The 20,110-nt window shown below is 68.7% G+C and carries 14 protein-coding genes and 1 pseudogene; 6 read left to right on the forward strand and 9 right to left on the reverse strand.

The genetic code is table 11. The features are described from left to right. Positions 1-808 precede the first annotated feature (808 nt). The 3 genes and pseudogenes from ABZ915_RS28695 to ABZ915_RS28705 all read left to right on the forward strand — a co-directional run bounded on the left by ABZ915_RS28695 (position 809) and on the right by ABZ915_RS28705 (position 2,824). Entirely contained in the window at positions 809-1,840 is a 1,032-nt protein-coding gene (locus ABZ915_RS28695; protein ID WP_361809174.1) for a serine hydrolase domain-containing protein, read from the forward strand. 172 nt (positions 1,841-2,012) lie between these two features. Continuing rightward, a pseudogene (locus ABZ915_RS28700) lies at positions 2,013-2,173 on the forward strand (IS5/IS1182 family transposase); the annotation flags it as partial. A 165-nt stretch (positions 2,174-2,338) separates the two neighbouring features. Continuing rightward, positions 2,339-2,824 carry a GNAT family N-acetyltransferase gene (locus tag ABZ915_RS28705; protein ID WP_361809177.1) on the forward strand — a complete coding sequence of 162 codons (486 nt, stop codon included), beginning with the start codon at positions 2,339-2,341 and terminating at the stop codon, positions 2,822-2,824. Between the two features lie 219 nt (positions 2,825-3,043). Here the strand turns inward: ABZ915_RS28705 and ABZ915_RS28710 are convergent, their stop codons facing one another. From ABZ915_RS28710 to ABZ915_RS28720, 3 genes are all read right to left on the reverse strand, one after another. Next, on the reverse strand, positions 3,044-3,925 hold the full coding sequence (locus ABZ915_RS28710; protein ID WP_361809180.1) for a GNAT family N-acetyltransferase: 882 nt from the start codon (positions 3,923-3,925) through the stop codon (positions 3,044-3,046). Positions 3,926-4,491: 566 nt separating this feature from the next. Further along, complete coding sequence (locus ABZ915_RS28715; protein ID WP_361809702.1) at positions 4,492-4,953, reverse strand: GNAT family N-acetyltransferase; 462 nt, start codon at positions 4,951-4,953, stop codon at positions 4,492-4,494. 667 nt (positions 4,954-5,620) lie between these two features. Next, positions 5,621-6,235, reverse strand: a complete 615-nt coding sequence (locus tag ABZ915_RS28720; protein ID WP_361809183.1) for a TetR/AcrR family transcriptional regulator — start codon at positions 6,233-6,235, stop codon at positions 5,621-5,623. A gap of 96 nt (positions 6,236-6,331) precedes the next feature. Between ABZ915_RS28720 and ABZ915_RS28725 the strand changes: the two genes are divergently transcribed. Then, positions 6,332-7,504, forward strand: coding sequence for an alpha/beta fold hydrolase (locus tag ABZ915_RS28725; protein ID WP_361809186.1), 1,173 nt, complete (start codon positions 6,332-6,334; stop codon positions 7,502-7,504). A gap of 172 nt (positions 7,505-7,676) precedes the next feature. Here the strand turns inward: ABZ915_RS28725 and ABZ915_RS28730 are convergent, their stop codons facing one another. Both ABZ915_RS28730 and ABZ915_RS28735 read right to left on the reverse strand, forming a co-directional pair. After that, entirely contained in the window at positions 7,677-8,225 is a 549-nt protein-coding gene (locus ABZ915_RS28730; RefSeq protein WP_361809189.1) for a hypothetical protein, read from the reverse strand. Positions 8,226-8,318: 93 nt separating this feature from the next. Continuing rightward, the gene (locus ABZ915_RS28735) at positions 8,319-9,563 is read right to left on the reverse strand and encodes a cytochrome P450 (protein ID WP_361809192.1); all 1,245 of its coding nucleotides are present in this window, start codon (positions 9,561-9,563) and stop codon (positions 8,319-8,321) included. Between the two features lie 671 nt (positions 9,564-10,234). On the opposite strand from ABZ915_RS28735, the gene ABZ915_RS28740 reads away from it, so the two are divergent. Then, positions 10,235-13,600 carry a lectin gene (locus ABZ915_RS28740; RefSeq protein WP_361809195.1) on the forward strand — a complete coding sequence of 1,122 codons (3,366 nt, stop codon included), beginning with the start codon at positions 10,235-10,237 and terminating at the stop codon, positions 13,598-13,600. A 533-nt stretch (positions 13,601-14,133) separates the two neighbouring features. Continuing rightward, positions 14,134-15,564, forward strand: coding sequence for a selenium-binding protein SBP56-related protein (locus ABZ915_RS28745; protein WP_361809198.1), 1,431 nt, complete (start codon positions 14,134-14,136; stop codon positions 15,562-15,564). Positions 15,565-15,609: 45 nt separating this feature from the next. Here ABZ915_RS28745 and ABZ915_RS28750 read toward each other — a convergent pair whose 3' ends face one another. From ABZ915_RS28750 to ABZ915_RS28765, 4 genes are all read right to left on the reverse strand, one after another. Further along, positions 15,610-16,611: a PfkB family carbohydrate kinase gene (locus ABZ915_RS28750; RefSeq protein WP_361809201.1), complete on the reverse strand. Its 1,002-nt coding sequence runs from the start codon at positions 16,609-16,611 to the stop codon at positions 15,610-15,612. Then, on the reverse strand, positions 16,608-18,101 hold the full coding sequence (locus ABZ915_RS28755) for a cytosine permease (protein WP_361809204.1): 1,494 nt from the start codon (positions 18,099-18,101) through the stop codon (positions 16,608-16,610). The genes ABZ915_RS28750 and ABZ915_RS28755 overlap by 4 nt, the downstream gene beginning before the upstream one ends. A gap of 73 nt (positions 18,102-18,174) precedes the next feature. Beyond that, positions 18,175-19,182, reverse strand: a complete 1,008-nt coding sequence (locus ABZ915_RS28760) for an ADP-ribosylglycohydrolase family protein (RefSeq protein WP_361809207.1) — start codon at positions 19,180-19,182, stop codon at positions 18,175-18,177. A 46-nt stretch (positions 19,183-19,228) separates the two neighbouring features. Continuing rightward, complete coding sequence (locus ABZ915_RS28765) at positions 19,229-19,945, reverse strand: GntR family transcriptional regulator (protein WP_361809210.1); 717 nt, start codon at positions 19,943-19,945, stop codon at positions 19,229-19,231. Positions 19,946-20,110: the final 165 nt, after the last annotated feature.

Consider the following 20,110-nt stretch of genomic DNA (forward strand, 5'->3'; position numbering starts at 1 on the left):
TCGCGGACGGGGGGCTTCGGCTCGGCCCGGCCGGGAAGGGAGGCGAGCCCCGATCGCGAACCAGGTTTGAGCATCTCACTTCGGTCCGCGGCGACGATTCAAACGCCGGGAGCCGCCAGCACCCTGCCCTCGCTCAGCTCGACGTCCGGATCGCGGCGGAGGAGCAGCGCGAGGCGGAGCAGCACCGCGGCAAGCCGAAGCAGCCGCCTCGGCCGAAGTGGTTGCTCAAGTACGGGCATGGCATCCGGCTCGCACTTCTCGCCAGGGATCGGCGTCTTGGGACGCTTTCAGGCAGTGAGCCTTTTCCAACCTCAGTGCTCGTTTCGCGGACTCCACTCACGAAACATGATTGAGTAACCGATACTCATCTTTTTCACCCCGGCTTCGACTATCCTCCGAAGGATTCCCCAGGGCTGTGCAGGGCCCGCCGGAGCCGGCTTCGCCCCCCGGGCCGTGCGACAACTCGCCGGGCGTAGCCCCGTGTTCTCCTCGCCGTACCCCGATCGTGCCCGACGGCCTTCCCGGATACTCGAAGGAGCATGAATTGCGCGTGAATGTACGTGTTCGACGGCGCCCGCAACTGACAGGGTTACGCGCAGTAGTAACAGTTGCGGTGTCCGCGGCCCTCGTCGTGCTCCTCGCTGCGACCCCGTCAAGTGCGAACACGATCCACGAGAGTGCGGCGGTCCGCGAGAGTGCGGCCGCCGGCCCTCGCACGCTCTCGGCGGTCCGGCGGGACGGCACCGCGGAGACACGCGCTCACCTGCGGGAGTTGGCACGGAAGTTGGTGGAAGAAGGAGTGCCGGGGGTGATCGTGCGGGTGGACGACGGTCACGGCAGGCCCATCGAGATCTCCGAGCAGGCCGCCTGGACGAAGAAGGACCATCGCCTCAGGGCGGACGACGAGGTGCGAGAAGCGTCCAACACCAAGACGGTAATGGCCACCCTGGTCCTGCAACTGGTCGCTGAGCACAGACTCGCCCTCACCGACCCGGTCGACAAGTGGCTGCCCGGCCAGGTGCGCAACGGCAGAGCGATCACCCTGCGCATGCTGCTCAACCACACCAGTGGGTTGTTCGACTACACCGATGACCCCGCCCTCGCACCGGCCCTCACCGGCCGGGACTCCCACGTATGGACGTCGACGGAAATCCTGGGCCTGGTGAGCAGACACCCGGCACTGTTCGAGCCCGGCACCGAGTGGTCGTACAGCAACACCAACTACATCGCGATCGGTGCCGTCCTGGAGAAGGCCACCGGTAAGAACCTTGCGGCGCTGGTACGGGACCGGATCGCCAGACCCCTGGGGCTCCGGCACACCTTCTACGCCACCGGCTCCACCTGGCACGACCGGCACGCACACGGCTACGAACCTGACGCCGCCCACATGCCACCGGACGTCCCCGACGAGTTCAGGAACTACGCCGGACCGCAGCACGACGACCACGTGGACGTCACCGGCGACTACGTCACGGCCGACGGAGCGGATGCCGCGATCGTGTCCACCGCTGGTGACTGGTCCCGTTTCTACGGCGCGCTGATGTCGGGCCGCCTGCTGCCCGCCGCCCAACTGGCCGAGATGCGCACCACCGTGCCGGAGGACGGGTCGGGGGACCCGGACGAGCTCGCCTACGGGTTGGGCATCGAGACGGCGAAGACCTCCTGTGGCACGGTCTGGGACCACGTCGGCGTCGTCCCGGGCTATGCGACCTACAACGTCACCGACTCCACCGGCCATCGCACGGCCGCCTTCTTCTTTGCCACGTCCACTCTCACCAAGCAGGCGCACCAGACCGGCGCGGCCCTGATGGACGCGGTCAACTGCGCCGTGTTCGACTGACCTGCGCGTTTCCGTGGGAGCCGCCTCCCGATCACGATGTGAAGCGCCTAACTGAGCGATTTCAACTTGGTTGATTGGGCGGCGAGTTGGCGTGGGGATGGCATCCGGCAATAGGTGAAGCTCCTGCAGGGCACGCGGTGGCGCAGAGCTGAGCTGGGAGAACATCTCCACAGGCCGGCAAGCCGTCAACGTCTCCCACGCCAGGACCCGCGCGGTCGGCGAGCGGGCGATGGCCCCCTGAAGTCCTGGTGTCTGCTGCGCAAGCGCTGCTACAGCACCACCCGCATCACCGACCTGGTCAAGGCCGTCCTCGCCCTGCACCTGACGACCTCAAACTCAGATTGGAAAAGGCTCAGTGAGCGGTCTCCGCTGACGCCGGCGCTCACCCAAGACCGGGTGTGTGCCTGTTCAAGGCAAGCGGACTGAGATACTCCCGCCATGGATCCTGAGGTGACGGGGAGCGGGACGCGATCGGACACGGGAGTGCCTGTACGGACCATGTCGGCGCACGCCGCGGGCTGGGTGCTGCGTCCTGCGGTGGCAGCAGACATCGAAGTGATCGCGGAGCTGCGCGCCACGGTCATGCGTGTGGACTTGGAACGCCTTGAGCGGTACGACGAGCACCGGGTACGGCAGCGGCTGCGGGACACCTTCTCCCCGCAGCACACGTCGATCATCATGATCGACCGTGAACTCGCAGGTTGTGTCACGGTCCGGCCCGCCCAAGGAAGGCAGTGGCTGGAGCACTTCTACCTTGCTCCGCACTGTCAGGGCCGAGGATTCGGATCCGCTGTGTTGCGCACGGTACTGGAGCGAACGGATGCGGCGGGCATGACCGTGGGCTTGAACGTCTTGCAGGGCAGCGCTGCCCGTCGACTCTATGAGCGCCACGGATTCCTCGTGGAAGCCCAGGACCCGATCGACGTCTTCATGATGCGCCCGCCAGGGGCTACGGCCAACACCGCACGGGCTCTTCGAGTGTGACCAAGAACCGCGTCGGCCACTTGCCCGAGCAAGCTTCCTGCCCGTGCCGCACAGCCCGCTTGAGGGCCTTCTCCGCCCTCGCGACAATTGGCTTCGGTCGCTTTGGCGTGCGCGGTGATCGCCGCCTCAACGGCCTCCGTCGCGGTGCGCCAGGGCGTGTATCGAAAGCGTCGACGGGCCGGACGTGGTGATGCACAGGTCCGGCCCGTCCGTGCGTCGCTAGAGGTCGAGCTGGTGCTGGTGTGTCGTGTGCGTGGGTGTGTAGCCGAAGCTGTCGTTGATCTGTCTCATGTGGGTGTTGCTGTCCGCGGTGTCGGCCAGGAGGCCGCCGAGGTTCGGATAGTGCCTGTGGGCCTGTCGGATCGATTCCGCCTTCATCCATCGGCCGAGGCCGTGTCCACGGTGTTCGGGCAGCACGCCGGTGCCGTAGTGCTGGCCATCGCCTGTGCCGTTGCCAGGGATGACGAGTTCGGTGAAGCCGGCGATCGACTCGTTGGTGGCGTCGATGGCGACGACGGTGTGCAGCTGGTCGCCGCGCTGTTCGACGGCCTTCGCCACGGCCCGGACGCGGTCCACGTCCCAGGTCACGGTGCCGTAGTCGGTGTCGTCCATGGGCATGTCGTCCATGGCGCGGCGTGAGACGGCGAACGTCCGGGCGAGGCCGTCGGGGACGGTGCCCTGCCATGACGCCAGCCGGTAGCCTGGATGCGGACGCTCAATGATCTCGGCGAGGGCGGTGGTGTCCACGTCGGCCAGTGGCAATCGGGAGAACCTCAGGGTGAGGGTCGTACGGAAACCGCGAGCCGCCAGGAAGTGATCGCCAGGCGATCCGGCCTCAGCCTGCGCGACGACGCGACGCCGGGCATTGTCCCGGGCGGTGGCCAGGGCGGCGACGAGGAGCCGGGAGCCGACGGACCTGCGTCGCTCCGCGGGATGGACATGGAGCGTCAGTTCGGCCAGGTGCTCCTGTCCGGGATCGGTGAACAGCCGCAGAAAGGCCGTCCCGACAGGGATGGAATCGGCGTCGGACGCCAGCCATGCAAGCCGCCGGCTGTGCGGCCCGTGAGCGGGGTCGGTCAGTGGGGTGATGTGAAGCGACAAGGTGTCTCCGTCGTGAGGAGGTGGCAAAGGTCAGTACGCGGGCTCAACTGCTGGGCGCTCCTGCGCATGTGCTCCACACCTCCTCGTCGACAGTGCCGGTCCGGGACAACACGGATGGCGGGCAGAATCTAACTGGCCCATCGGCTCCTCGGCAAAGGGTTTACCACCGCTGGTTTGTCGCATCTCGTGGCGGGCAGAGGTCGGCCACGAAGTTCCTGCGCGAACGCCACGCGGTCGAGGAGAGCCTGCGCCCAGACAGGATCGTCGCGGGCTGACGACCACCGCGGCAGAGAAGGCGATCCGGGACGTCTGCGCCCCGATTCTGGAAGCAACGGGCACTTCGCTGTTCATCACCGTGTGGGGTGCCGCGTTCAAGCCCGGCACGAACGACGGGCGACGACCGCGACAGCTCCACTTTCCCCAAGACGAACACGGCGCCCGCGGGCGGCCGGCCACCGCAATTCATGGAGCACCGTGCCGTGGTCACGAGGTACGACCAGCTCGTGGTTGGCCACGAAGCGGCTGTCCTCGTCGCAGCCACCAACGAGTGGCCACGACGGACGAGGTCATGATGGCGCTGCGTAACAGTGGATGGCCACCTTCTGGCACGGGCTCCACTGCTGCTCGACTGTTGCCATCAGCTCCCAGCCCAGCCGCTCATACAGGGCTGCCGCGGCAGTGCCGCACGCGACGACGTCGAGCACAGGATGCAGCCCACGCTGCTGCGCCTCCTCCACCGCTTGGCCGATCAGCTGTGCGCCAATCCGATGTCCCCTCGCCTGCGGGGCGACGAACAGTCTGCCGACCACGGCGGTCGCACCCCGCGTCGCCCCTGTCCGCTGGCTCCACAGCGTCGGGGCCAGATCGCCGTCGCCGCCCTGCGACAAACTGACATGCCCGACGACGCGGCCTTCGAGTTCCGCAACCCAGGAGCCCAGCAGGGCGCCGCTCGACAGCCACTCGGCAGGCTGATCAGGCCAGTTCACCGGATAGCCGTCACGCCGATGGACTTCCGCCAGGACCCGCACGCACTCCTCGACATCGCCATCAGCCCTCCGCCGCACGCGGCAGCTCGGCCTCTCATCAGGCACCCCGGAGCTCTCGATGTTCACTCCGGAATGGAAACACAGGCCACAGAGTCGCAACCAGCCACTTTCGACAAACCGCGTTGCCGGCTCCTCCGAGTTCGTCAGCCTGCCGTCGGCATCACGACCAGTGGGTCATGGCTCTTCCACCCGTGGGTCAGCCGACACGCTCGGCGTTTCGGTCACCGCCGTTCCAGGGCCCGGCCCTTGGGCGGCCCGGGTCGGTGCACCCTGCATGCTCCGATGCCCGCTCAACCCCGGGGTTCCAAGCGCGACCGAAACACATGTGTTCGAAATTTCAGGCGAGTCGTTGACCCTCACGAACCAGCACGCGACCGTCAAGGGGGACACGTTGACTTCAGCCAACGCACAGAAACAACCTGCTGATCACCCACCGACTTGCCAATGTCGCCGTGGCGGACAGGATCGTCGTCCTCGACCAAGGACAGATCGTGCAGGAAGGAACCTACGCACAACTCACCCGCGAACCTGGTCTGTTCAGGTCCCTGTGGGTACTTCAGCAACGCACTGGCGGCGAGACGAGCAGCTGCGCATGAGCATCAGCGGCTGGCCGAACGTCTGCGTCTCCCCGGCATGAGAACCGGCGAGATCAGCGGACGGCCGCTCTCAGCGCCGCCTCGATTGCGTTGGTCAGCGTTTCCAGATACTCATCGTCACTGCGGCCCTGTATGACCAGCATGCGGAATGCGAGCGGTGCGATCAGCAGGTCGGTGCCGAGATCCAGATCCAGCCCCGGGGGGAGTTCGCCGCGGTCGATCGCGCCCTGAAGTATCGTGCGCGCCGCCGCTCGTCGCGGTGCGGTCACTCCGGTGTAGAGCCCCTCCGCCAGAGCGTCGTCGTGACTGGCCTCGGCAAGCAGTCCAGCCGCGATCCGGGCAAGTAGCGGATTCGCCAGTTGGCTGCGGAGGGTGGCGAGCAGCTCGCGCAGGTCAGTGTGCAGGGCGCCCGTGGCCGGCGTGGGCGGGAGCTCGTCGGTGACCTTGCTACGGATCAACTCGGTGATCATCGCCTGCTTCGAGGGCCAGCGCCGGTAGAGCGCGGCCTTGCCCACGCCGGCGCGCCGGGCCACCGCCTCCATCGACATCCGCGCATACCCGGCCTCGGCGAGTTCGGCGAAGGCTGCCTCGGTGATCGCCTCGGTCACCCGCTGTCGCAGGACCGCCCCGCCGGTCGCCGGCCGGCCCTTCTGCTGCTCCACTGTCATGCCCCCAAGCATAGCGAACGGAACGGTCGCGTTCCATGTGTTACGCTCCCAACGAGACGGAACGCTGCCGTTCCGTTCCACTCACGGAAGGAGCCGATGATGAAATTCCTCTACGACGACGAGTCCTTCTCCTTCGAGGCACTGCGTGCCGCGGGCTACGCCCCCTACGCCGGCGCCGATCTGGGCGAGGTCCTGGTCACCTGCCGGCAGATCCCGGAGGGAGACGAGGAGGCCTGGTCGGCCCAGTGGGCCGCGACGGCGGCACGCATCGAGCGCATCGGCCGGGACGCGCTGGCCGCCGGTCACCGGGTCAGCGCCCGGGAGGCGCTGCTGCGCGCGTCCAACTACTACCGGACCGCCGACTTCTACCGCCGAGAGAATCCCGCCGCCGACGCCGAGTCGGCGCGGCTCGCCAAGGCCTCCCAGCAGACGTTCGCCGACGCGGCCGCCCTGCTCGACACCCCGGCCCGCGCCCTGCGCATCCCCTACGAGGACACCACGCTGCCCGGCTACCTGTTCCTCGCCGACGATTCGGGCGCCCCGCGCCCGACCCTGCTCTACCACGGCGGGTACGACTCCACCCTCGAAGAGAACTACTTCGCGCTGGCCGCAGGCGCGCTGCGGCGCGGGTACAACGTCATCGCGTTCGACGGCCCCGGCCAGGGCAGCACCGTCCGCGACCAGGGCCTGCACTTCCGGCCGGACTGGGAGGCCGTGGTCACCCCCGTCGTCGACTTCGCGCTCACCGTGCCCGAGGTGGACACCGAGCGACTCGTGCTGGTCGGCACGAGCCTCGGCGGCTACCTGGCCGCGAGGGCGGCCGCCTTCGAGCACCGCCTCGCCGCGTGCGTGCTGCACGACGGCGTCGACGACTTCCACGAAGTCGCCGCCGCAACCGCCGGCCGCGCCGCTTCGACGCCCGGCGGTATGGAGGCGCTGATGGCGCAGAACACCATGGTGCGATGGGTGGTGCGCAACGGCCGGTGGACCTTCGGTGTGTCCGACTTCGACGAGCTGGTCAAGGCAACCGAGGCGTACACCTTGGCGGGTATCGCCGACCGCATCACCTGCCCGACGCTCGTGCTCGACGCCGAGAACGACGTGTTCTTCAAGGGGCAGCCGCAGCGTCTGCTCGGCGAGCTGACCTGCCAGAAGGAGCTGATCTTGTTCCGTGAGGACGAAGGCGCCGGCGAGCACTGCCACGAGGGTGCGCTGTCCCTGTTCCACCAGCGCACCTTCGACTGGCTCGACACCCTGCTCGCCGCCTGACCTCGCAGGCCGGCGTGCAGGCCGTGCCGAGGGCAGAAGGACGATTCTTCTCGCGGAAGACCTAGCGGAGGCTCGTGGTCAGCGGGGACACGAACCCGGGGACGCGAACAGTGTCGGTTCGCCCCCGCGCGCCGACGGGCAGGCACCTTCCGACGCTCCCTCCCCGCGCTGTCTAGCCCGGATCCTCGGCCATGAACTCCGTGACCAGTTCCGCCGGATTGGCATCCGAGGTCAGCCCGAACATCGCATCCGGGTCGAACATGTCGTAGAGGATCACCGGGACCGGTCGTCCCAGCACCCCCACGATCCGGCTGCTGTCGTGGAGGTGCCGAGCCGCCCCGACGCACACCTCATAGAACCACTCGACCAGCCGCTCGCGGCGGTCGTCCGGCTCATCGTCGTCCTCGTACCAAAGCCCCCGAGACTCCGCCTCCCGCCGGTACGACTCAGCACCGACCGGATCACGCCCGACGACCCTCACCCCTTCAAGCCCCGTCTTTGGGAAGAACGCGTAACTCCAGCGCGCCTCCCAGGCGTCCCACGTCTTCTTCGCCGATTCCGCAGCGTCGGCCTCGGTCGTGTAGCCGACCGCCACATACGGAAACCGCGGATCCTGATCGACGCTGTCGATCCGGAACGTCACCGCGTAGATCCCAGCGTCCGCCGGAAACTCTCCGACGACGTCACCGGCGATCCCTTCCACATGTTCCTGAAACGCCATACGACCTCCTGCCCGTGAGCACGCGGCCCTTCGCCTTGCCATGCGCCGCACCGGACGCCGCGGACTGATCCTCCAAGACCGACCGAACAGAACCTAGACGATCCGAACGGGCAGTGAGCGGTGGCCGTTGGAGATGAAGGAGCCGACGGGTTCCAGCTGTCCTTCGGGCACCGCGAGTCGCAGTGCCGGGAAACGGTCGAAGAGCGCCGGGAGCGCGATGCGGGCCTCCAAACGGCCCAGCGGCGCGCCGAGGCAGTGGTGCACGCCGTAACCGAAGGCGAGGTGCTCCTTGTCGGCGCGGGTGACGTCGAATCGGTCGGCGTCCTTCCCGTATCGCTCGGGGTCGCGGCCGGCTGCGGCGTACGCGGCGAGGATCGCTTCCCCCTTGCCGATCACCGTGCCCTCCGGGCCGCCCAGTGCGCCGAGATCGAGGTCCTCCACAGCGTAGCGCAGGGGCAGGCTGGCGACCGGCGCGTCCGACCGCAGTGTCTCCTCGACCACATCGTCCCAGGTGGCGCGGCCGGCGCGCAGCTGCGCGAGCTGTTCCGGGTGGGTGAGCAGCGCGTGGATGGCGTTGTCGATGAGGTTGACCGTGGTCTCGTGACCGGCGCTCACCATGAGGACCAGGGTGTCGAGCAGCTCCTGTTCACTCAGCCGGGTGCCGTCCTCCTCGTCACGGGCGGCGATGAGGCCGGAGGTCAGATCATCGCCGGGCGACTCCCGCTTGACGGCGACGAGTTCGGCGAGCACGACGTACAACTGCTCGTAAGCGGCGTTCATCTCGCCCGGGTCGGCGGAGGTGTCGAAGATGCGATCCACCAGCCGCCGCAGCTCCGGCCCCCGCTCCTCGGGCAGGCCGAACAGTTCGCTGATCACCTGGATCGGCAGCTGGTAGCAGAGTCCCTCGCGCAGGTCGACGGCCAGGGAGCCGCGGCCGGCCTCCTCGATCCCGTCGAGGAGCTTCCTGGTGATCTCCTCGATACGCGGCTGGAGGGCCGCCGTCCGGCGGGCGGTGAACGCCTTGGAGACAAGGATGCGAAGGCGTTTGTGGTCTCCGCCGTACGCGGTGAACATGTTCTGCACGGCGACCCAGGTGAACAGCGGCCACTCCGGGGTGATCTCGCCGGCCGTGAAACGGGCCCAGTGCTGCCGGGGGTCCTTGGACACCCGCGGATCGGTGAGCAGTCGCTTGAGCAGGGCGGGGCTGCTGACCGCCCAGGCCTCCACACCGCCGGGGAGCGCCACCCGGGCCAATGGCCCGCTCTCGCGTATACGGGCGGCTTCCGCGTGAATGTCACGGCCGCTCGCGTCGATCACTATGGGGCTTGGGTTTCCCATCGGGAGCCTCCCAGGCACTCGAACGTCGATACGGCACGTCACGCTACGCGGTGGTCATGGGCCGCCGCGAGATGGCATGCCGTGCGCGGCGTACGAAAACAACTTCCTTGCTCGTGCCCGCAAGTCGGCGATTCGTGTCGCCGACGGTGGCGTGTTCGCACGCTTCCGCCCCGGCCGCCCATGGCCCTGGCCCAGGTAGGGCCGTTCCGAACCTCTCCAGAGACCGGGCCCCATCAATCCAACTGGCCGAACGGCAGCTGTGGTCGAACGGCACACGGTCTGGCATTCGTGCGTTTTGACCCACTCGTGTCGTGGTGACGGCTGTCAACCAACTGGCCTGGCATTCAAAGCCATCGGCCGCACTGGATGGCTGGCACAACCCAGGGAGATGGCAGCGCTGAAGGTGCTCGCCCGTGAACTTCGGCCTCACAAAGTTCTGTTGGCTTCGTTGACATGCCGCAAGCGCACGCGTTTCACTCAACTCTCGTGCATGGCAACGTTGTCAGGCCGCTGGGAGCGACCTGCACTGTTGCCTGTCGTCGGCGTGCGCCCTTTTTCGGCACGCCGGCACCTCATGTGCGAAATGGGAAACGCTGCGGAGGCAACCGATGCCCAGACCTCGATACTCAGCTGCGCAACGTAACCGCACGAGATTCCGCCAACGCCTGGCCGTGGTGTCCGTCCTGGGCATCGCCGTACTCCCGCTCCCCGCGATCGAGGGCGCCCACGCTGCGAGCACCACGGCGCCGGCCTTCGTCAAGGACCCCGCGTCCCTGGTCAACCCGCTCATCGGCACCTCCGGTGCGGTGGACACCTTCCCCGGGCCCGACATGCCGGCCGGCATGGTGCAGTGGGGTCCCGACACGACGCCCCACCGCCCCTCGGGCGGCGGATACGAGTACAACGACAACAAGATCTCCGGCTTCAGCCTCACCCACGTCTCGGGACCCGGCTGCGGCGTCGCCGGCGACCTGCCCATCCTGCCGGTCACCGGCGCGCTGTCCGGCAGCCTCGGCAACGAGTCCGTCGGCTTCAGCCACGACGACGAGAAGACGGGCATCGGCGCCTACAAGGTGACCGACGCGAACGGGGTCACGACCCAGCTGACCGACACCACTCGCGCCGGCCTGGGCGCCTTCACCTTCCCCACGGGCCGGCAGGCGAACCTGCTGTTCAAACTCAGCGGTGGCGCCACCCAAGTGGACGGAACCCGGGTCCAGGTGGTGAACGAGAAGGAGATCAGCGGCTCGATCGACAGCGGTCACTTCTGCGGCGCGAGCAACAGGTACACGCTGCACTTCGACATCAAGTTCGACCAGCCGTTCACCGCGAGCGGCACCTGGGTCGGCAGCACCATCAACCCGAACGCAACCTCGCTGAAGGCGGGCAGAGCTCGGCAGACCCCGCAGACGCACCCGTCGAAACCTCTCAAGGAAAAACACTTCACCGTTCCCGCGGCGCCGTCCCCGACCGTGCACGGCAGCAGCGACGGCACGCACGCCGGCAGCCCCTCCCCGGCACCGAGCGCCAGCAGCGCACCCCGGACATCCGCCGGCAAGGCCGCAGCGAGCGGCGCGGCCGAGCCCCCCACGACGGGTGCGAACGGGATGTACCTGACCTTCGACACCTCCGCCAACCCGACGGTGCGCGCGAAGGTCGGCATCTCGTACACGAGCGACACGGGCGCGGCGGGCAATCTCGCCCGCGAGATCAAGAATTGGAACCTCGACTCCGTCGCGCAGGCCAACCACGACGCCTGGAACGCGGTGCTGAACAAGGTCCAGGTCGGCGGCGGCTCCACGGACCAGCAGGTGCAGTTCTACACCGCGCTGTACCACGCACTGCTGCACCCGAACGTCCTCTCGGACGCCGACGGCCAGTACATGGGCATGGACAACCAGGTCCACAAGCTGGCCAAGGGACAACTGGCCCAGTACGCCAACTACTCGGGCTGGGACACCTATCGCTCCCAGACCCAGCTGATGGCGATGGTGGAGCCCAAGGTCACCAGTGACGTCGTCACCTCGATGCTCAACGGGTTCGACCAGACCGGCCTGCTGCCCAAGTGGGCCTCGAACAACGGCGAGAGCTACGTGATGGTCGGTGACCCGGCCGCCGGCATCATCGCCGACGCGTACGCCTTCGGGGCCCGGAGCTTCGACACCGACAAGGCGCTCGCCGCCCTGCAGCACGAGGCCACCGTCCCGAACAACGACCGCCCCGGCGAGTCGGTGCGGGACGCGAAGGGCTACCTCCCGCTGGACGAGAACGACTACGGCTGCTGCAACTTCTACGGCCCGGTATCCACGCAGCTGGAGTACGACTCCGCGGACTACGCCGTCGCCGCCTTCGCGAAGTCGCTGGGCAAGACGGACGTCTACACGAAGTTCGCGACTCGTGCACAGGACTGGATGAACGTCTTCAACCCGCAGACCGGCTATATGCAGGGCAAGAACAAGGACGGCCAGTTCACGGGCGGTTTCACCCCGGGCACCTCCAACGGCTTCGTGGAGGGTACGTCGGCCCAGTACACGCCGATGGTCCCGTTCAACCTGCGACAGCTCATCCAGGCGCGGGGTGGCGCGAAAGCGTACTCGTCCTATCTGGACAGCCTGCTGGACGACATCGCGCACCCCGGTGGCACCGATGCCGACCTGAGCAACGAGCCCAGTGTCGAGATCCCCTGGGAGTACGCCTACACGGGCGAGCCGTGGAAGACCCAGGCAGCCGTACGCGACGCCCAGCAGAAGCTGTACTTCAACGCCCCGGTCGGCTCCTTCGGAAACGACGACCTCGGCGCGATGAGCTCCTGGTACGTCTGGTCCGAGCTCGGCATGTACCCCGAGACCCCGGGCGCGGACACCCTGGTGCTCGGCAGTCCGGCGTTCCCGGTGGCCAAGGTGACCCTCGGAAGCGGCAAGGCGGTACAGATCAAGGCACCGCAGGCCGCGCCCGACGCGCCGTACGTGCAGTCGCTCGACGTCAAGGGGAAGGAGTGGAAGGCCTCCTGGCTGACGTACCAGCAGTTCGCGGGCGCGGGCACGCTCGACTTCACGCTCGGCACCCAGCCCAACACCTCATGGGCATCCGCCCCGTCTGCGGTCCCGCCGTCGGACACCACGGGCGGTGACCGGGTGCTGGCCGCGACCGGTCCCTCCAGCGACGGCCTCGTCCTCCAGCCGGGTGCGTCCGGTGACGGCACGCTGAAGCTGACCAACCTGGGCAGCAAGGACGTCATCGCCGACTGGAAGGCGACCGCACCCTCCGGCGTCACGCTGGATACGGCGTCCGGCTCTCTGAGTGTGCCCGCCTCGGGCAGCGCCGAGGCGAAGGTCCATGTCACGGCGGGCTCGAACGAAGGAACGTTCCCGGTCACCTTCGCACTGACCGACCACACGACGGGCGCGGCGCTGGGCGGTGCGACGCTCCGCGTGGCCGTGGCCAAGGCGGGTGCGCTGTGGCCGTACGACACCAACGAGGGCATCTATCCCGACGGCACTCATTTCTCGGTCGGTTTCGACGGCGGCGGCTGGGCGTTTTCGCAGAACGCGCTGTCGGCGGCGGGCGTCACCAGCGGCTCCACCGTCACCGCCGACGGCATCTCCTACACCTGGCCGACCGTGACGTCCGGTCAGCCGGACAACTTGGAGATGACCGGTCAGACCATACCCATGCCGGACGGCATGTCGGGTACGTCGCTGGGCCTGCTGGGCGCGGCGGCCAACGCGCCGACCGACGGCAGCGGGGTCTCGGGCACGCTGACCGTCACCTACACCGACGGCACCACCTCCAAGACAACGGTGGGCTTCTCGGACTGGACGCTCAACGGAGGGCGGAGCAAGCCGCTTCCGGATGACACGACGGCTGTGACGACGGCCTACCGCAACACCGCGGGCGGAAACCGGGACAACGTGAAGACCAATGTCTTCGCCACAAAGGTCCCCCTCGACGCCTCCAAGCAGGTGGCGTCGATCACCCTTCCAGTGACAGGCTCCACGGGCACCGCCCATCTGTTCGCCTACGGCTTCGGCCGGTGAGGCACGGCAGGCGCTGACATCGGCTGGCTGGTCCCGGTCGCGATTCCCGGGGCCAGCCGGCTGGCCGATGGTCGGTGTGTGCAGGCGCGGGCTGCGTCCGGCACGTATCACGGTGCGAAGGTGGAGCGTACGCGGAGGCACCCACGCGCCGACCCGCACAGGAAACCCTCCGCCCCTCCGGCCGGCGAACGGCTGTCCGAAAGAGTGCGGGATTCAAAGCTGCTCCATCGCCGGACCCGCCGACGCCAGCGGTGATCGCTCCGACAGCGGCCCGTGCCGTGGGCTCCTGGTGGCCGGGAGGCCGTGGTGTGCGGCGCGAGCTGCGGTTCGACAGCCGGAGGTGGAGGTGGAGGTTAGTGCTGGCTCAGGCGGAATCGCCGTCGCGCTGCCGCCTTGGCAGGGCTCCCAAGGCTGTGAAACGCTCGATTAGTGGCATATCCGGCCTTCGCTGCACGCCGCCGGCGACGAGGGAGCCGACCCGTCTGCCGGGAGTTCACCCGATCCTGGCTTCCGTTCGGGACTAAGGAACAGCGATGACGACGACCGAGGACATGCACGACCACGACGGCCACAGCGACCCGACCTTGTACCGCTCCCCCGCGGATGCCGTCGCCGCGCCTCCGGAGAATCTCGCCTACGTCGTCGGATTCGACCCGACCGCACGGCGCGCGGACGCGTTGTTCACCGTGGACACCGACCCCGCATCCGGAGCATACGGCCGCGTGACTTCCCACGCCGAGTTGCCCGACCTGGGCAACGAACTGCACCACTTCGGCTGGAACGCCTGCTCCAGCGCACTGGCGCACGCCGGTCACCACCACCCTGCGCGCCGCTACCTCATCGTCCCGGGGCTACGCTCGTCCCGGCTCCACGTCTTCGACACCGTCCCCGATCCCGCCCGCCCTCGCCTGGTCAAGGTGGTCGAGCCCGAGGAACTGGCCGCCAAGGCCGGATATTCTCGTCCACACACCCTGCACTGCGGCCCCGACGGAGTCTTCCTGTCCTGCCTGGGCGGCGCGGACGGTGCGGACGGGCCTGGCGGCGTCGCACTCCTGGACCACGAAAGCTTTGAGGTGCTGCGCCGCTGGGAGAGCTCTCGCGGGCCGCAGCGACTCGCCTACGACGTCTGGTGGCATCTGCGCCAGAACATCGCCGTGACCAGCGAGTGGGGGAGCCCCTCGATGCTCGAGGACGGCCTCGTCCCCGAACTGCTGCTGAGCCGCCAGTACGGCCACTCACTGCACTTCTGGGAGCTCGACTCGGGTCGGCACCTGCAGCGCGTCGACCTGGGGGACGAGAACCAGATGGTGCTGGAACTGCGCCCCGCGCACGACCCCGAGGCAACCTGGGGCTTCACGAATACCGTGATCAACGTGGAGGACCTGTCGGCATCGGTGTGGCTGTGGAACCGGGAGGGCGAGGACTTCCGGGTCCGCAAGGTGATCACCATCCCGGCCGAGCCCGCGCAGCCGCAGGACCTGCCCCCAGCGCTGAAGCCGTTCGGCGCCGTGCCCCCACTGATCACCGACATCGACCTGTCGGTGGATGACCAGTGGCTGTACGTCTCCGCATGGGGAACCGGCGACCTGCTCCAGTACGACGTGAGCGACCCGTTCCATCCGAGGCAGACCGCGGCCGTGCGTCTTGGCGGCATCGTCGCCCGGCAGCCGCACCCCGCCGCGCCCGACGTACCGCTGACGGGCGGAGCGCAAATGGTCGAGCTCAGCCGCGACGGGCGACGCGTATACCTGACCAACTCCCTGTACGCCGCCTGGGACGAACAGTTCTATCCCGCGGGCATTGAGCCGTGGATGGTCAAACTCGACGCCGATACCTCGCACGGAGGGCTCTCGGTCGACAGCCGCTTCTTCCCGCACGGCGCGGACTTCCTCGGCTTGCGCGTGCACCAGACGCGCCTGCAGGGCGGAGATGCCTCCTCGGATTCGTACTGCTACCGCCGGTGACGGAACTGCAGTGATGCAACAGCCGCGGAGGAGCGCGCCAACGGGCTACCGTCGGAGCGCTGACGCCAGCCGCGCCGCCGGTGGATCCCCGTCGAGGAAGTCGAGCAACTCGCCGAGCGTCGGTCCGGTGGCGGGACCGTGCCGGGTGACCGCGAAGGCGGCCGCGGCGTTGGCGCCCTGTGCGGCGGCGGTCAGGTCCAGCCCGTGACCGAGGAGGGCCAGGAAGGCTCCCGCGTGGGCGTCTCCCGCGCCGTTGCTGTCGACCGCAGTCACGCGGCGACCGGGGACGTGCTGGGCCTCACCGCTGGGCGGGACCAGCCAGCAGCCGGCCGCGTCAGCCCGCAGCAGCACCCCGGTGCGGGGACCCAGCCGGGCGGCGAGCACAGTCGCCGCTTCACGGGCGTCGGCATGCCCTGTCAGCAACCGCCCTTCACGCTGGTTGCAGCTGACCCAGTCGCAACGCGCCAGGACGGGTTCCAGCACCTCCTCGGGGATCTCGGCGACCAGCGGCCCCGGATCGAGGAAGACCCGGGTGTGCTCCGGCAGCCGTGCCACGAGCGAGGCCAGGATCGGGCCGTTGACCGGGTATGCGAGCCCGTATCCGGAGATCTGCACCATATCGCCGGGGCGCAGTGCGGCGAGCACGGCCGTGGCGTCGGCCTCGGTCAGCCGGGCCTCCGCGCCGAGGCTGGTGGTGAAGGTGCGCTCGCCGTCGTCGTCGACGAAGGCGACGCAGAATCCGGTGTCCGTCTCCGTGACCGGGGGCAGCACCAGGTCGACGCCTTCCCGGGCGAGGTCCGCCCGTACCCGGTCGCCGAACGGTCCTGTGCCGTGGGCGCCCGCGTACAGGGCCGGCAGGCCCAGGCGGCGGGCGGCGGTGAGGGCGTTGAAGCCGCCGCCCGTGGTGAGGGCAGTTTCGCCGGCGATGATGTCGCCGCCGCGTTCGGGCAGTGCGGGCACCCGCATCACCAGGTCGACGATGGCGTTGCCGACCAGGACCAGTCGGTTGTCCGTGGCGTCGCCGACGACGCCGTCCTGACTGCTCATGAGGCCTCCCGCCCGGCCGGAGCGGGAAGGACCTGCTGCTGGGAACGCTGTTCGGACGTCTCCTGGGAGACGGTGCCGTCCAGCCTGCGCAACAGCGCGTAGACGCCGGCCGCGAGCGCCAGGGTCACGACCCACCCCAGCCCGTTGGTCCCGATCCAACTGTGGGCGAGCGGCCCGGAGAACCACACGTCGGTCGCGCTGGTGCTCGCTTCGGTGAACAGCAGGCCCACCACGATGGCCGCCGCCCAGGAGATCAACGCGGCCCAGGCCACCCCGCCGCGGAACCAGTAGCGGCTGGAGCGTCCGACATTCATCAGGGCGTCGCTGTCGTAGGAGCGACGGACCATGAGGTCCACCGCGAAGATACCCACCCAAGCGTTGATCGGCACGGCGAGAAGGGTGAGGAAGGTGATGAACGGGCCGTAGAAGTCCTTGGCGACCAGGATGAAGTAGATCCCGCCCGCGAAGGTGACGGCGACATCCAGGCCGACGGCGAAGGTGCGCCGGACCCGTATACCCAGAGTGATCAGGGTGAGTCCGGCCGAGTAGACGGACAGGTGGTTGGAGAGCAGCAGCCCTCCGAAGGCAGCGATGAGGTAGGGGATGGCCATCCACGACGGCAGCATCGCGTTGATCGCCGACACCGGGTCGGAGGCGGAGGCCAGGTGCGGCTCACCTGCCGCGAGCAGCGAGCCCAGCGAGATCAGCACGACCAGCGGGATACCGGCGCCGAAGGCGGAGGCGGCCACCAGCCTTCCGCCGGGGACACGCCGGGGCAGGTAACGGGCGTAGTCGGCGCCCGTGTTGGCCCAGCCGATGCCGGTCCCCGCGGCGATCATGCCGGTGCCCACGACCATCGAACTCACCGGCCCGACCGGCGCGTGGACGACCTTGTGCCAGTCCACCGTGGCCGCGAGGAAGGCGATCACGATCAGGTTGAGCAGGCCGAAGAGGTAGGTGGCCCACTTGTTGATCCACATGATGGTGGCGTGTCCGAGGCCGCTGATCAGCAGGGTGCAGCCGATGAAGACCAGCAGACACACGACGGTGAGCACGGCGTTGCGCCGGATACCGAAGGCGACATCGAGCAACGCCAGCAGGGCGAAGGCGGCCGTGGTGGTGTTGATGGTCTCCCAACCGAGCCGGCTCATCCAGGTGATCAGCGTGGGACCCGCGTTGCCACGTACCCCGAACACCGCTCGGGAGAGGGTGAGCGCAGGTGCTCCGCCCCGCTTGCCGGCGATGCTGAGCCCACCCACCAGCGCGAAGGAGCCGAAGGACCCGAGTACGGCCACGACGGCCGCCTGCCAGATGTTCAGGCCACGGAAGCTGACCAGCGCCGCGCCGAGCGGCAGCCCGAGGATGCTGATGTTCGCGGCGAACCAGGTCCAGAACATCTGTCCGGCGTGGCCGTGGCGTTCGGTGTCCGGGACCGGCTCGATGCCTCGGGTCTCCACGGTGCCGACGCGGTCGTTCTCTGAAGCCGCCATGGTGGTACCTGTCTTCCTCTCCGGTTTCTCCGGCCGGGGACGCTCCGGTGGGGGTTGGTGCGCGGGCATGTGTTCACTCGGCCGGATCGGGGCGCAGCGCGAGCAGGGCGGTGGCCAGCGGTTCCAGGTCGAGACCGTTGACCGAGCGCAAGGTGGCCAGCGCCTCGGCGGGCAGGCCCGAAGCCCCGCTGACAGCACCGGCGATGGCACCGGCGATGGCACCGATGGTGTCGCAGTCGCCGCCGAGGTTGGCCGCCAGCAGGCAGGCCCGCCAGGGATCGCCCTCGGCGACGGCCAGTACGGCGAAGGCCGCGGGCACCGACTCCTGGCTGGCGACGCTGGTGCCGACCAGATCGCATACGCGGTCCAGGGCCTGCTGCTCGGGCAGGCCGCGGACCAGATCCACGGCCCAGCCGATGCGGGCGGCGATGTCGGCGCCGGCGACCCAGTGGCCGCGCTTCGCGCCGGCCGCGGCTGCTGTGATCGCTGCGGCGAAGGCGTCCTCCAGGCCGCCGCCGTCGATGCCGCGGCTCACGGCCGCGGCCACGGCGGCGGCGGAGGCGACGCCGATGGTGGTGTCATGGGTGACCTGACACGCCGCCGCGACCTGGTCGAGGAAGCGCTCCAGCGGTGTGTGGGAGAAGGCGACACCGACGGGGGTGATCCGCATGGCCGCGCCGTTGGTGGTACCGGACTTGCCCGCCTCCTCCGGCGGGACGCCGCGGGACACGGCCTCCAGGGCGGCCTTGGTGGAGGGGCCGAGCAGGTCGAAGGAGCCCTTGGCCTTCATGTCGCGCTCCCACTCCAGGAGCTCGTGCGCGAGCCGCAGCGGGTCGATACGTCCGTCGGACTCGATGAGCAGTCGGCCGACGATGACGGCCTGGTCGGTGTCGTCCGTGACCGCACCGGCAGGCATTCCGGCGCTCACTGGATTCTCTGGGGGGCCGGGTTCAAAGCCGGTTACGGTGCCGTAACGGGCGACGATCGACCGCCGGGACATGATCTGGGTGGGCATCCCCAGGGCGTCGCCCATGGCCAGGCCGTAGAGGGCGCCGAGCGCGCGGTCATGCTGGTGGTTCATTCGGGCTTCCTGTGCGTACGCGGCTGTGAATCGGATGCGGGCTGTCTCACTCAGGCTGCTCGCCGAAGCCGAGATGCAGCTGGAAACGGGCCGGATCCAGCAGGCTGGTCACCTGCTCCACGACCCGGCCGTCCGCTCCACGGCTGATCCGCCGGGTGTTGAGCCAGACCTCCCCCGCCGGACGGCGCAGCAGCGCCGCCTCGTCGGCGACCAGCGGCCGCACGGACGCCCACTCCTCGCCATGGGTGGCGCGCAGCCCGGCCGCGGCCAGGGTCTTGGTCAGCGAGTCGTCCAACAGCCCTCGGACCGGGACATCGGCCAGGCCCGGGACCATGGGAACCCGGCTGCGTTCCAATGCGACACAAGTGCCCTCCGGCAGCACCCGCAGCCGGTCGAGCACCATGAACTCGGTTTCCTCGACTCCGAGTTCCTCGGCCAGCCGGGCATCGCGCACCGCTCCGAGGCGGAGTACTTCCGTGGTGATCTGCGCGTCCTGGTCGGCCAGCGCCCTGGTCCATCCCAGACGGTTGTCCAGCAGGCTGCCGTCGAAGGCGACGAACGAGCCGACACCCGCGTGCGTGGAGATCAGCCCTTGTCTGCTGAGCTCGTCCAGCGCCTGCCGGACGGTGGTCCGGCTGACCTCGAAGCGCTGGGTGAGCGCATGTTCGCCAGGCAGCCTGCTGCCCGGTTCCAGAGCCCCACTGCGGATCTCGCGGGCCAGGACACGGGCGATGCGCTGATGCTTGAGCACCTGTTTAGACATGACTGGAAGCTAGTCGTACATGTCCAGTCCTGTCTAGAGGCGGCTGTCTGCGAACGTCCTCCGACTGACGGGCACGGTGACCAACCCGAACACGATGCGCCCGCTCCATATCCCAGCGCTCCTCGACGGGCGGCCCGGCCCGCCGCCGTCCGAGACCGCCGGCGG

This window comes from Streptomyces sp. NPDC046915, from assembly GCF_040644935.1.
GTDB lineage: Bacteria > Actinomycetota > Actinomycetes > Streptomycetales > Streptomycetaceae > Streptomyces.

Bases quoted from the DNA above. Each gene is read 5' to 3' on its own strand.
- ABZ915_RS28705 (WP_361809177.1), top strand. From the start codon at position 2,339: ATGTCGGCGCACGCCGCGGGCTGGGTGCTGCGTCCTGCGGTGGCAGCA.
- ABZ915_RS28720 (WP_361809183.1), bottom strand. From the start codon at position 6,235: ATGACAGTGGAGCAGCAGAAGGGCCGGCCGGCGACCGGCGGGGCGGTC.
- ABZ915_RS28725 (WP_361809186.1), top strand. From the start codon at position 6,332: ATGATGAAATTCCTCTACGACGACGAGTCCTTCTCCTTCGAGGCACTG.
- ABZ915_RS28730 (WP_361809189.1), bottom strand. From the start codon at position 8,225: ATGGCGTTTCAGGAACATGTGGAAGGGATCGCCGGTGACGTCGTCGGA.
- ABZ915_RS28735 (WP_361809192.1), bottom strand. From the start codon at position 9,563: ATGGGAAACCCAAGCCCCATAGTGATCGACGCGAGCGGCCGTGACATT.
- ABZ915_RS28745 (WP_361809198.1), top strand. From the start codon at position 14,134: ATGACGACGACCGAGGACATGCACGACCACGACGGCCACAGCGACCCG.
- ABZ915_RS28750 (WP_361809201.1), bottom strand. From the start codon at position 16,611: ATGAGCAGTCAGGACGGCGTCGTCGGCGACGCCACGGACAACCGACTG.
- ABZ915_RS28755 (WP_361809204.1), bottom strand. From the start codon at position 18,101: ATGGCGGCTTCAGAGAACGACCGCGTCGGCACCGTGGAGACCCGAGGC.
- ABZ915_RS28760 (WP_361809207.1), bottom strand. From the start codon at position 19,182: ATGAACCACCAGCATGACCGCGCGCTCGGCGCCCTCTACGGCCTGGCC.
- ABZ915_RS28765 (WP_361809210.1), bottom strand. From the start codon at position 19,945: ATGTCTAAACAGGTGCTCAAGCATCAGCGCATCGCCCGTGTCCTGGCC.